This window comes from Streptomyces sp. CA-251247, from assembly GCF_050952975.1.
In the GTDB taxonomy this organism is placed as follows: Bacteria; Actinomycetota; Actinomycetes; order Streptomycetales; family Streptomycetaceae; genus Streptomyces; species Streptomyces achmelvichensis.
On sequence record NZ_CP191861.1, the window covers coordinates 2,361,857 to 2,373,572 of the forward strand.

Sequence of the window (11,716 nt, forward strand, 5' to 3'; positions counted from 1 at the left end):
GGGCCGCACCGGCGGCGAGTGCTGCCGGTGCGGCCCGCTGACTCGGGGACCCGTGGGTCAGGAGCGGGTCGCCTCCCGGCGCCGGATCGCGAAGACCACGGCCGCGCCCGCCACCGCGATGCCCGCCGAGGCGGCTGCCAGCGCGGTCGTCGGGACCTCGGAGCCGGTGGAGGCCAGGGCGCCGCCCGTGCCGCCGACGGTGCCGCCGCCGGTGGTCGTCCCGGCCGAGCCGCCCTCCGTCGAACCGCCCGCGGAACCGCCGGAGCCGCTCGTGCCGCCGGAGCCCTCCGGCAGATCGGCGTCCTCGTCGAGGGAGACCGCGACCGTGACCGGGTCCAGTTCCTCACCGGCCGGGTACATACCGCCGAACGCCTTGGTGCCCTCGGCCGTGAGCTTCGCCGGTACGCCCGTCAGCTTCACCACGTCCGCCTGCGCCGTGAGCGCGCCGGCCGGAACGGTCAGCGAGGCGATGCCCAGGTTCTGGTAGGTGGCGGTCTTGCCGGTCTCCCGGTCCTTGGTGCTGACGTCGGCCACCAGGGCGCCCCGGGTGCCGTTCACCTCGACCTCGACGCCGCTCAGCTTCAGATCGAGGACGTACTGGCCGCCGGTGAGGTGACCGAGGAAACGGACGCCGCCGTCGAAGGAGGCTGCCAGGGTCTTGGTACCGGCGTCGTAGGAGCCCCGGCCCTCGGGGAAGCGGTAGCCCTCACCCGACTTCGCCGCGCCGCCGGACAGTTCGACCTTGCCGTGGGCTATCGGGCCCGTGACGTAGTCCCGGAACCGCTTCTTGACGCCCCAGTCGAGATTGCCGTCCACGACCGAGCCGTCGCCGCTCTCGGGGTCACGGGTCGCGGAGTCGGTGGGGGACGGCGTCGCGGTGGGGTCGGTCGTCGCGGTCGCGGTGGCCGTCGGGGTCGCCGTCACCGGCGGGGTGACGCTCGGCGTGGCCGACGGGGCCGGCTTCACCGCCTTGACAGAGAGGGTCGCCGGGTCGAGCGCGTCGCCCTCCTTGTACATGCCGTTGAAGGCTTTCGCGCCCTCGGCGGTGAGCGCGGCCGGGATGTCCTTGAAGACCATGGCACCGCCCTCGCCCTGCCCCGGGGCGACCTTCGACAGATCGAGCGCGGCCACCGCGATGTCGTCCTGCGTCGTGCCGTTGAGGGTGACGTCGGCCTGGATGCTGCCGGTGGTGCCCGCGGTCAGCACCTTCACGTCGGCGAGCTTGATGGCGAAGCCGTGAGCGGTGGAGGAGAACAGCACATTGCCCTTGAAGGCGGTGTCGGTGGCGTGGGTGCCGGTGTCGTAGGTGCCCGTGCCGCCGGTGAAGGTGAAGGGGCCGTTGTCCGGCGCCTGGGTGGCGCCGTCCGCCGCCACGATCGTGCCCTTGGCCATGCCCGTGACGTACGAGCGGAAGGACTGCTTGAAGCCCCAGTCCAGGGTGCCGTCCTTCAGTTCCAGTTTCGGGGCGCCGGGGGCGGCGGAACCGCTGCCGGCCGCGAGCGCCGGAAGGGCGAAGGCGGTGGCGCCGAGCGCGGCCACGACGGCTGTCGCGGCGGCGAGGGTGATGGGGCGGCGAGTGGCTGCCATGGTCGTTGGTCTCCTCAGTGCTGGGCCGTCCGGCGGCGCCGGACGACATACAGGGCGATGGCCGCGGCGGCGAGGGCTCCGGCGCCCACGGCGAGGTAGGTCCCGGTGGGGGACGAGGTGTCGGACGAGGCGGCGGCCGCCGCCGGCCGGGAGGCGGTGGCGGGCGCGGTCGTGGTCTGCCGCGGTGACGGTGCCGCCTCGCTGCCGAGGTCCGGCAGGGCGGGCAGGCGGGCGGCCCGGTCCACGGTCACGGCGAGCGAGACCGGGTCCATGACCGTGCCCGCGGCGTACATCCCCCCGAAGGCCGCGGCACCTTGCGCGGTGAGGGTCGCCGGTGCCTCGGAGACGGCGGCGAGACCCTTCTTCGGTACGAGACGCGGGGCGGCGAAGGTCACCAGGGGCACGGCTGCGAGCGTCTCGCCGCCGCGCGCCACATCGGCGGTCAGCGTGCCGCGGCCGGCCGACACCGTGGCCCTGACCTTGCTCAGCCGGAGGTCGAGTCCGTCGCCGGTGAACCGGACGGAACCGGCGAACGACGCCGAGAGGGTTCCGCGTCCGGCGTCGTAGCTGCCCTTGCCGCGCGGGAAGCGGAAGAGCGCCCCGCCGTCCTGCGCGCCGTCCGTGAGGGTCCAACGGCCCTGCGCGACCGGGCCGGTGACGTATTCGCGGAAGGTGCGGCGAACCCCCCAGTCGACGGCGGCGTCCTGGAGCGCACCGGCCTTGGCGGCCGGCGGGGTGGACGGCGCGGACGGCCGCGCCGAGGGCTTGGTGCGGGCGGGCGCGAGATCGACGCGGAGGCTGATCGGGTCGAGCGGGGTGCCTGCGGTGTAGTAGCCGGCGAAGGCGGTGGCGCCCTGCGAGGTCAGTGTGGCGGGGACGGTGCGCAGTTCGATGGGCCCCGCGCCGCCCTTCATCGAGATGCCGGAGAGGTTGAGCGAGGCGAACGGGACCTGGCTCGACGTGGTGACCCTGCCCGTCGACCGGGCCCTGCTGACCATGTCGGCGAAGAGCGTGCCCTGTCCGCCGGAGATTCTCACCGTGGGGCGGCTGAGCGCGAGATCGAGCTCATGGCTGCCGTCGGCTTTGCGGTGGCCCAGGAAGTGCACGCCGCCCGAGAAGCGGGAGGTGAAGGAGCCGGTGGCCGGGTCATAGGTGCCGGTGGCGGAGTGGAAGCGGAACTGACTGCCGCCGACGGTGGCCGCGCCGCTGGTGAGCCGCCAACTGCCGTGCGCGATGGGACCGGTGACATAGCGCTGGAACGAGGACTTGATGCCCCAGTCCAGCCTGCCGCCCTGCACCGTGCGGTCCGCCGCCTGTGCGGTACCGGCCGGGAGCAGGGCTCCGAGCAGGACCGCGAGAAGCGCCACGGCGGACGCGCGGGCCGGTCTGAAGGGCAGCATGACGAATCCTCCGGGGCACAACGCACTGGCAAGTAAGGTAAGGCTAACCTAAGCTCTGATCCGTGCGGTTCGGAAGACCCCACCCACCCGAAACATCGGCCAACTCCCCGCCCACCCATGGCAGACTGCCGCGGTGACCGTCTTAGACAGTGAACAAGAGAAAGGTGTCCCGGTGCGCACACCTCGCCTGGCAGGTGCTCTCCTCTCGGTGCTCGCCCTCGCCCTGACGGCGACCGGCTGCGGTGGAGACGACGAGTCGCCCGCCGCCACGGGAAAGCCGAAGGCCTCCGTGGCCGCCGACCGGATCGAGCCGCTCGCCGCGACACCGGAGCCCGGACTCCCGGCCACCGTGCGCTCGGCCGACGGCAAGAGCGTCACCGTCTCCGCCGCGGACCGGATCGTGCCGCTGTCCGGTGGGCTCAGCGAGATCGTCTTCACGCTCGGCCTGGGCAAGCAGGTGGTGGCGCGTGACATCACCGCGACCTTCGAACAGGCCCGCGCGCTGCCGGTGGTGACCCGGGGACACGACGTCTCCGCCGAGAGCGTGCTGTCGCTGAAGCCGACACTCGTCCTCGCCGACTCGACGACCGGCCCGGCCGAGGCCATCGCCCAGATACGCGCCGCGGGCATCCCGCTCGTCGTCGTCAAGGCGCCCAAGAGCCTCGCCGACGTCCGGACCCGGATCGACGCGGTGGCCGGCGCACTGGGGGTCAAGGCGGCCGGGGACCAGCTCAACACCCGTACCGCACAGCGGATCGCGGCCGTGCAGAAGAACATCCCGAAGCCCGCCGAGGGCAAGCAGCCCCGCGTCGCCTTCCTCTACCTGCGGGGCTCGGCGTCGGTGTACCTCATCGGTGGTGCCGAGTCCGGGGCCGCCTCGCTGCTGGAGGCGGCGGGCGCCGTGGACGCCGGCAAGGAGTCGGGACTGGCGAAGGACTTCACCCCGATCACCGCCGAGGCCCTCGCGAAGGCCGCGCCGGACGCCCTGCTGGTGATGACGGACGGTCTGAAGTCGGTCGGCGGCATCGACGGTCTGGTCAAGATCCCCGGTGTGGCCCAGACCCCGGCCGGGATGGACCGCCGCGTGGTGAGCGTGGACGACGGCGTCCTGCTGAACTACGGGCCGCGCACCGACCGGGTGCTCCGGTCGCTGGTGGAACAGCTCTACCCGGGCGGCCGGTGACGATGGCCACGCACGCGGACCACTCCCCCTCACCCGCCCGCCCGCGCGAGCGAGACCGAGATCCGGACCGGGACCGACGGAGCGGCCCGGAGGGCGCCGAGAGCCCTGAGAGCCCTGAAGTCTCCGAGGCACACGAGAGCCCTGGGGCCCCGGAGGACCGGAGCACCTCCGACCCGGCCACCCCGAAGGACGCGCCCGACGCCGTCCCCCTGGCCCGCACCCGCACCGGGGCCGGACTGCTCGCCGGCGGACTTCTGACGGGCGTGATCGTCCTGGCCCTGGTGTCCGCCGCCTACGGCGCGTACGACATTCCCGTCACCGATGTCATCGCCTCGGTGCAGCACCGCGCCGGGCTCGGCGGGCACCCGCTCGACCGGGTCGGCGAGAGCGTGCTGTGGAACGTCCGCCTTCCCCGCGTCGTCCTCGCGCTCCTCGTCGGCGCGTCCCTCGGCTGTGCGGGAGCCCTGATGCAGGGCGTCTTCGGCAACCCCCTCGCCGAGCCCGGCATCATCGGCATCTCCTCCGGCGCGGCCGTCGGCGCCGTCGCGTCCATCGCGCTCGGGCTGAGCTTTCTCGGCAACTGGACCATCACCGCCTGCGCGTTCGTCGCCGGTCTGGTGACCGTGCTCCTCGTGTACGCGATGTCCCGCTCGGGAGGGCGGACCGAGGTCGTCACGCTCATCCTGACCGGCATCGCCGTCAACGCCTTCGCCGGCGCCCTCATCGGCCTGTTCATCTTCTTCGCGGACAACGCCCAGATCACCCAGATCACCTTCTGGCAGCTGGGTTCGCTCTCCCAGGCCACCTGGCCCAAGGTGCTCGCCGTGCTGCCGTGCGCACTCCTCGGTCTCGCCGTCGCGCCCCTGTACGCACGGAAACTGGACCTGCTCGCCCTCGGCGAGCGGCCGGCGCGGCATCTCGGCATCGACGTCGAGCGGCTGCGGATCGTCCTCGTCCTCGTCGTCGCCCTGTTCACCGCTGCCGCGGTCGCCGTCGCCGGAATCATCACCTTCGTCGGGCTGCTCGTCCCGCATCTGCTGCGGATGGCGCACGGACCCGGCCATCGCTTCCTGGTGCCCGGCAGCGCACTCGGCGGCGCGCTGATGCTGGTCGCGGGAGACCTCGCGGCACGCACCGTCGCCGAGCCCGCCGAACTCCCCCTCGGCGTGCTCACCGCGCTCTTCGGCAGCCCGTTCTTCTTCTGGCTGCTGCTCAGGACCCGTCGCAGGCAAGGTGGTTGGGCATGAGGTCCGTGACCCGTCTGTTCGGTATGCGCCGGCGGGAGCTGCCCGCGCGTCCCGAACCCGGTTCCGTCGTCGCAGCGGCCCGGGGCCTTCATGTCCGCCTCGGCGGCCGTGAGGTGCTCACCGGGGTCGAACTGTCCGCACTCGCCGGCGAGGTACTGGCTCTGGTCGGGCCGAACGGCGCCGGGAAGTCGACCCTGTTCGCCGCACTCGCCGCCGATCTGCCCGCCGACGGCGGCTCGGTGAGCATCGCGGGCCGGCCGGCCGGCGGCTGGACCGCTCCCGAACTCGCCCTGCGCCGCGCCGTGCTGCCCCAGGCCGCCGCGCTCTCCTTCCCCTTCCTGGTGGAGGACGTCGTGCGGATGGGGCGGGCCCCCTGGTCCGGGACCGCGCTCCAGGAGCAGGACGACGCGGCGGTCGCCGAGGCGATGGCCGTCACGGAGGTCGGCGGCTTCGCGTCCCGCCCCTTCTCCGCGCTCTCCGGCGGTGAACGCGCCCGGGTCGCCCTCGCCCGCGTCCTGGCCCAGCGGGCCCCGCTCCTGCTCCTCGACGAACCGACGGCGGCCCTCGATCTGCGCCACCAGGAACTGGTGCTGCGCATCTGCCGGGAGCGTGCCGCCGCCGGTGACGCCGTGGTCGTCGTGCTGCACGATCTCGGTCTCGCCGCGGCGTACGCGGACCGGGTCGCCGTGCTGCACGAGGGCCGGCTCGCGGCCGAGGGCCCGCCCGCCGAGGTCTTCGACGATGTGCTGCTCAGCCGGGTCTACCGGCAGCCCGTCGAAGTCTTCCCGCACCCTCGCTCCGGCGTTCCCGTGGTGCTTCCGCAACGGGCCGGTTGACCTCTGCTTGACCTAGTCATGGGGTCCCGATGGACAGCTTGTGACCCCTCCGTTTCCGGACGTACGTCATGAGTCCCAGATCACTGCACGGGTGGGTAGCGCCGAGGTAAGGCTCGGTTAAGTTAGGTCAGCCTCACCCACCCTCAGCCCGTCTCCGCCGGGCCTCTTGCCGCATGGAGTCCGTATGCGAGTCCGTCTTTCCGTCGCCACTGCCACCGCAGTCGCGGCCGCTCTGGCCGCCGTCACGGGCTGCGCCGAGAAGGCCGACACCGCGGCCGGCGGCGACGGCGCCATCAAGGTCACCGCGAAGGACGACTCCTGCGAGGTGTCGAAGAAGGAGTTCCCCGCCGGGCACGTCCAGCTCGACATCGAGAACAAGGGCGGCAAGGTCACCGAGGTCTACATCCTCTTCCCCGACGACCGGATCGTCACCGAGCGGGAGAACATAGGCCCCGGCACCAAGGCCCGGCTCACCGCCGAGGTGAAGTCCGGTTCGTACGAGATCGCGTGCAAGCCGGGCATGAAGGGTGACGGCATCCGTCAGAAGGTCACCGTGACGGGCGGCAAGGCCGCCGTGCGCAGCCCGGAGATGGACGCCGCGGTCGCCGCCTACCGCCAGTACGTCCAGGCGCAGGCCGACGAGACGCTTCCGAAGGCGAAGGTGTTCACGGACGCCGTCAAGGCCGGTGACATCGAGGCGGCGAAGAAGGCGTACGCCGATTCCCGTATCGGCTGGGAGCGCACCGAGCCGGTCGCGGAGTCCTTCGGCGACATCGACCCCAAGGTCGACCTGCGTGAGGACGGCGTCGAGAAGGGCCAGAAGTGGACCGGCTGGCACCGTCTGGAGAAGTCCCTGTGGCAGGACAAGAAGCTCGGCCCCGAGGACACCGCGCTCGCCGACACCCTCATCAAGGACCTCACGGTCTGGCAGAAGAAGGTCGGCACCGCCGAGATCACTCCGACTTCCATGGCCAACGGTGCCAAGGAGCTGCTCGACGAGGTCGCCACCGGCAAGGTCACCGGTGAGGAGGAGCGCTACAGCCACACCGACCTGGTGGACTTCAAGGCCAACGTCGAGGGTGCGCAGAAGTCGTTCGAGCTGCTCAAGCCGGTCGCGTCGAAGAACGACCCGAAGCTGGTGGCCGAGCTCGACAAGCAGTTCGCCGCGCTGAACACGCTGCTCGACAAGTACCGCAAGGACAAGACCAGTTACGTGTTCGCCTCGTACGACACCGTCGGCAAGGACCAGCGCAAGGAGCTCAGCGACGGCGTCAACGCCCTCGCCGAGCCGCTGTCGAAGCTCGCCGCCGCAGTGGTCAAGTAGGGGGACCGAGATGTCGGCGTCTGACGACAAGCAGAGCGACGCGACGCCCGAGGCGGCCGGCCCCGGGGAGCCCGGTACGGGCACCCGCACGCCGTCCCGTCGTGCGCTGCTCGGCTGGGGCGGTGCGGGCCTCGCGCTCGGTGCCGCCGCGGCCGGCGGCACGGTGGCCGCGCTCAGCGGCGGGGACGAGACCGCCACCGCGGCGGCGAGCGGTTCCGCCGTGCCCTTCCATGGGGCGCACCAGGCCGGTGTCGCCACCGCCGTGCAGGACCGGCTGCACTTCGCGGCCTTCGATGTGAAGACGAAGGACCGCGCCGAGCTGGTGCAGTTGCTGAAGGACTGGACGCGGGCCGCGGAGCGGATGACCGCCGGGCTGGCCGTCGGCGAGGGCGCGTTCGGCGGCCTGCCGGAGGCGCCGCCGGACGACACCGGCGAGGCACTGGGCCTCAAGCCGTCCCGGCTGACGCTGACCATCGGCTTCGGCCCCGGGTTGTTCGCCAAGGACCGCTTCGGGCTCGAAGACCGGCGGCCGAAGGGCCTGGCCGAGCTGCCGAAATTCTCCGGCGACAACCTCGACCCGGCGCGCAGCGGGGGCGATCTGTGCGTGCAGGCCTGCGCCGACGATCCCCAGGTCGCGGTGCACGCCATCCGCAACCTCGCCCGGATCGGCTTCGGCAAGGTCGCGGTGCGCTGGTCGCAGCTGGGCTTCGGCAAGACGTCGTCCACGACCCCGGACGCGCAGACGCCCCGCAACCTCTTCGGGTTCAAGGACGGCACCCGCAACATCGCGGGGACGGACGGCGCGGCGCTGACGAAGCATGTGTGGGTGTCGGAGAACGACGGTCCGGCGTGGCTGGCCGGCGGCTCCTACCTCGTCGCCCGCCGGATCCGGATGAACGTCGAGACCTGGGACCGCACCTCCCTGCAGGAGCAGGAAGACATCTTCGGCCGGGACAAGGGCAAAGGCGCCCCGGTCGGCAAGGCGAAGGAACGCGACGAGCCGTTCCTGCCCGCGATGCTGCCCACCTCCCATGTACGCCTCGCGCACCCCACCTCCAACGGCGGGGCCAGGATGCTGCGCCGCGGCTACTCCTTCACGGACGGCACGGACGGTCTCGGTCGCCTGGACGCAGGACTGTTCTTCCTCGCCTACCAGCGCGACGTCGACAAGGGATTCGTCCCGGTGCAGCGCTCGCTCGCCCGCGACGACCTCAACGAGTACATCCAGCACGTGGGTTCGGCACTGTTCGCGATCCCGCCGGGCGTCCGGGACAAGGACGACTGGTGGGGACGGGCCCTGTTCTCATGACCAGAAGGGACCGGCCGTGTTCGGCAACTATCTGATCGGCCTGCGCGAGGGTCTGGAGGCAAGCCTCGTCGTCTGCATCCTCGTCGCGTATGTCGTCAAGACCGGCAGACGGGACGCGCTGCGGCCGATCTGGACCGGCATCGGCGTCGCGGCCGCCCTGTCGCTCGGATTCGGCTTCGCCCTCGAATACGGCTCGCAGGAGCTGACGTTCGAGGCGCAGGAGCTGCTCGGCGGTTCGCTGTCGATCGTCGCGGTGTGCCTGGTGACCTGGATGGTCTTCTGGATGAAGCGCACCGCGCGGCACCTGAAGTCCGAGCTGCACGGCAAGCTGGACGCCGCCCTGCAGATGGGCACCGGCGCGCTGGTCGCCACCGCGTTCCTGGCCGTGGGCCGCGAGGGCCTGGAGACGGCGCTGTTCGTCTGGGCCTCCGTCCGGGCCGCCACCGACGAGGCAGGCTCACAGGGCCCGTTGACCGGAGTACTCCTCGGCATCGCCACCGCGGTGCTCCTCGGCTGGCTCTTCTACCGCGGCGCCCTGAAGATCAACCTGGCCAGGTTCTTCACCTGGACCGGCGGCATGCTCGTGGTCGTGGCCGCCGGCGTCCTCGCATACGGCGTCCATGACCTGCAAGAAGCCCGCTTCCTCGGCGGCCTGGCGAACAAGGCCTTCGACATCAGCACGACGATCCCGCCCGACAGCTGGTACGGGACGCTGCTGAAGGGCGTCTTCAACTTCCAGCCGGATCCGACCGTTCTCCAGACCGTGGTGTGGGCCCTGTATCTGATCCCGGCACTCGGGTTCTTCCTCGCCCCGGTAGGGTTCGGACGGTCAGTGGGGGTCGAGGAGCAGAAGGCAGCCGATGAGAAGTCCGATTCGGGTGACAGGACCGCGCCGGGCGGCGACGGGCCTCGTGGCGATGACGACGCTGGCCCTGACGGCGAGCGGGTGCGTGACGGTGCACGGGGAACGGGAGATCGTTCCGTCGGTGACGAAGGCTGAGGCCGTCGAGGCCGTCAAGCAGTTCACCGCCGCCTACAACGCCGCCGACAAGGCGTACGACCCGGCACTGGACGCGGGCCGGGTCACCGGTGCGCTCGGAGCCATCAACCAGGCCGGGTTGAAGGCGCGCAGCGTCAACTACCCGGACGGCAACCCGCAGCACGTGCCGCTGGAGCTCAGCGACCCGAAGATCACGATTCCCAAGAAGGCCGGCTGGCCGCGCTTCTTCCTGGCCGACGTCGACTCCAACCGCGACCGGGACCAGGGCAGCGAGGACAACCGCTGGGTGCTGATCTTCGTACGCAACGGGCCGGCCGAGGTGTGGAAGGCGACGTATCTGACCATCCTCACCCCCGGCCGCATTCCGGAGCTGAAGACGGACCAGGACGGCTACGCCGAGCCGGTCGCCGTGGACAGCGGTGAGCTGGCGGTCGCTCCGCGCGATCTGAGCGGGGACTACTCCTCGTACATGCAGAGCGGGCAGCCGGACAACTTCAAGGACGGACCGCACACCTCCGACTGGCGCGCCTCGCGGCAGAAGGAGGAGAACCTGCCGGGCCTGTCCACGCAGTACATCGACCAGCCGCTGGAGAGCGGTGACTTCGCGCCGCTGGCGCTCGCGACGCGGGACGGCGGGGCGCTGGTCTTCTTCACCGTGCGCAACTACGAGCGGCAGACCTCGGCGAAGGGTGTGCGCCTGAAGGTGCACCCGGATGTGAAGGCGCTGCTCACCGGCGAGGTGAAGCAGACGATCACCAAGGAGCGGGTGTCGAGCCAGGCGGTGGCGGTCCCGGCCTCCGGCGTCGGCAAGGTCGACGTCCTCGGCCGGCTGACGGGCCTGACCTCGGCGAAGGGGTCGTAGGCAGACGGTCCGGGCCCCGCAGCGGGCCCGGCAATGTCCTGACCGATCCGGACGACAGGCTCCGGGACGCAGCCGGCGGCCGGCGGGACCCGGCGCCCTAGCGGCCCAGCGGCCAGGCCGGCGCGTGCCGGTTCAGTTCCTCGTCGTCACCCGCGTAGCGCGCGCACGCGTCGGTGAGCGTCTCCAGCAGGGTCAGCGGGTCCGGCAGCGGATGTTCCGGACCGCGTACCCAGTGGACTCCCAGATCACCGGGGAGCCGGGCGGGCGGCACGAGCACATAGCTGCCCCGGCAGTGCCAGCGCAGCCCCGGGTGCTCGTCCATCGTCTCGGGGTGGCAGTCCAGCTCGCACGGCCACCACTCGTCCTCGTCCTCGGGCGTACCGCGGGTGGCGGTGAAGAACAGCAGCCGTCCGTCGCCGCCGGTGCCGCCGGACTCGGCGACAGGACCGACCTCGATGCCGCGCTCCAGGAGGCGTTCGAGTGCGTCGAGCCCGGCTTCCAGCGGGACGTCGAGGACGTCGTGGACCATGCCGGTCGCGGTGATGAAGTTCGCCTCGGGCTGGCCCTGGGCCCACCGCTCGATCTGGGCGCGGTCGGTCGTGGACTGGGTCTGCCAGGCGAAGGAGACGGGGTGCATGGCGGGCGTCGGACAGCCGATGCGGTCGCAGGAACAGCGGTATGCGACGGGATACGCGGCGGGCGCGAGCGGCAGTCCGGCTCCGGCGGCGGCCAGGAGAAGTGACTCGCGGCGTGAGTCCTCCGGCTCGGTGTCGCGGGGGCGCCGGCGCAGCCACTGGGGCAGCCGGCTCTCGCGGGGGAGCCTGTTCTCCGTGCCGCGGTAGCGGCCTTTACCGTCGCCCATCTATCCCCTCACACCTCACACTCGGCACCGGCGGACTCTGCCATGGTCCCACCATCCTGCTCCCCGGGTGGCCACAGTCCTCAACCGGGGGGTGGACCCGGGCATT

At 71.8% G+C, this 11,716-nt stretch carries 10 protein-coding genes; 7 read left to right on the forward strand and 3 right to left on the reverse strand.

Going from position 1 to position 11,716, the window contains the following annotated elements; genetic code table 11:
• Positions 1 to 57: 57 nt before the first annotated feature.
• Together ACQPWZ_RS10450 and ACQPWZ_RS10455 are read right to left on the reverse strand one after the other, a co-directional pair.
• Positions 58 to 1,587, reverse strand: a complete 1,530-nt coding sequence (locus ACQPWZ_RS10450; protein ID WP_433571166.1) for an HtaA domain-containing protein — start codon at positions 1,585 to 1,587, stop codon at positions 58 to 60.
• Between the two features lie 14 nt (positions 1,588 to 1,601).
• Positions 1,602 to 2,987, reverse strand: a complete 1,386-nt coding sequence (locus tag ACQPWZ_RS10455; protein WP_433571167.1) for an HtaA domain-containing protein — start codon at positions 2,985 to 2,987, stop codon at positions 1,602 to 1,604.
• A gap of 172 nt (positions 2,988 to 3,159) precedes the next feature.
• On the opposite strand from ACQPWZ_RS10455, the gene ACQPWZ_RS10460 reads away from it, so the two are divergent.
• The 7 genes from ACQPWZ_RS10460 to ACQPWZ_RS10490 all read left to right on the forward strand — a co-directional run bounded on the left by ACQPWZ_RS10460 (position 3,160) and on the right by ACQPWZ_RS10490 (position 10,748).
• Positions 3,160 to 4,170 (forward strand): heme/hemin ABC transporter substrate-binding protein, encoded by a 1,011-nt coding sequence (locus ACQPWZ_RS10460; protein WP_433571168.1) that lies wholly within the window; start codon positions 3,160 to 3,162, stop codon positions 4,168 to 4,170.
• Positions 4,167 to 5,417 (forward strand): FecCD family ABC transporter permease, encoded by a 1,251-nt coding sequence (locus ACQPWZ_RS10465; protein ID WP_433571169.1) that lies wholly within the window; start codon positions 4,167 to 4,169, stop codon positions 5,415 to 5,417. Before ACQPWZ_RS10460 ends, ACQPWZ_RS10465 begins: the two co-directional genes overlap by 4 nt.
• Positions 5,414 to 6,253: a heme ABC transporter ATP-binding protein gene (locus ACQPWZ_RS10470; protein WP_433571170.1), complete on the forward strand. Its 840-nt coding sequence runs from the start codon at positions 5,414 to 5,416 to the stop codon at positions 6,251 to 6,253. Before ACQPWZ_RS10465 ends, ACQPWZ_RS10470 begins: the two co-directional genes overlap by 4 nt.
• A gap of 184 nt (positions 6,254 to 6,437) precedes the next feature.
• Positions 6,438 to 7,577 (forward strand): iron uptake system protein EfeO, encoded by a 1,140-nt coding sequence (gene efeO / locus ACQPWZ_RS10475; protein WP_433571171.1) that lies wholly within the window; start codon positions 6,438 to 6,440, stop codon positions 7,575 to 7,577.
• Positions 7,578 to 7,587: 10 nt separating this feature from the next.
• Positions 7,588 to 8,886 carry an iron uptake transporter deferrochelatase/peroxidase subunit gene (efeB, locus tag ACQPWZ_RS10480; RefSeq protein WP_433571172.1) on the forward strand — a complete coding sequence of 433 codons (1,299 nt, stop codon included), beginning with the start codon at positions 7,588 to 7,590 and terminating at the stop codon, positions 8,884 to 8,886.
• Between the two features lie 16 nt (positions 8,887 to 8,902).
• On the forward strand, positions 8,903 to 9,886 hold the full coding sequence (gene efeU / locus ACQPWZ_RS10485) for an iron uptake transporter permease EfeU (protein ID WP_340472796.1): 984 nt from the start codon (positions 8,903 to 8,905) through the stop codon (positions 9,884 to 9,886).
• Positions 9,804 to 10,748 (forward strand): hypothetical protein, encoded by a 945-nt coding sequence (locus tag ACQPWZ_RS10490; protein ID WP_405575835.1) that lies wholly within the window; start codon positions 9,804 to 9,806, stop codon positions 10,746 to 10,748. Before efeU ends, ACQPWZ_RS10490 begins: the two co-directional genes overlap by 83 nt.
• Before the next feature lie 97 nt (positions 10,749 to 10,845).
• On the opposite strand, the gene ACQPWZ_RS10495 is transcribed toward ACQPWZ_RS10490, so the two are convergent.
• Positions 10,846 to 11,610 (reverse strand): bifunctional DNA primase/polymerase, encoded by a 765-nt coding sequence (locus ACQPWZ_RS10495; protein ID WP_340472797.1) that lies wholly within the window; start codon positions 11,608 to 11,610, stop codon positions 10,846 to 10,848.
• Between the last annotated feature and the right edge of the window lie 106 nt (positions 11,611 to 11,716).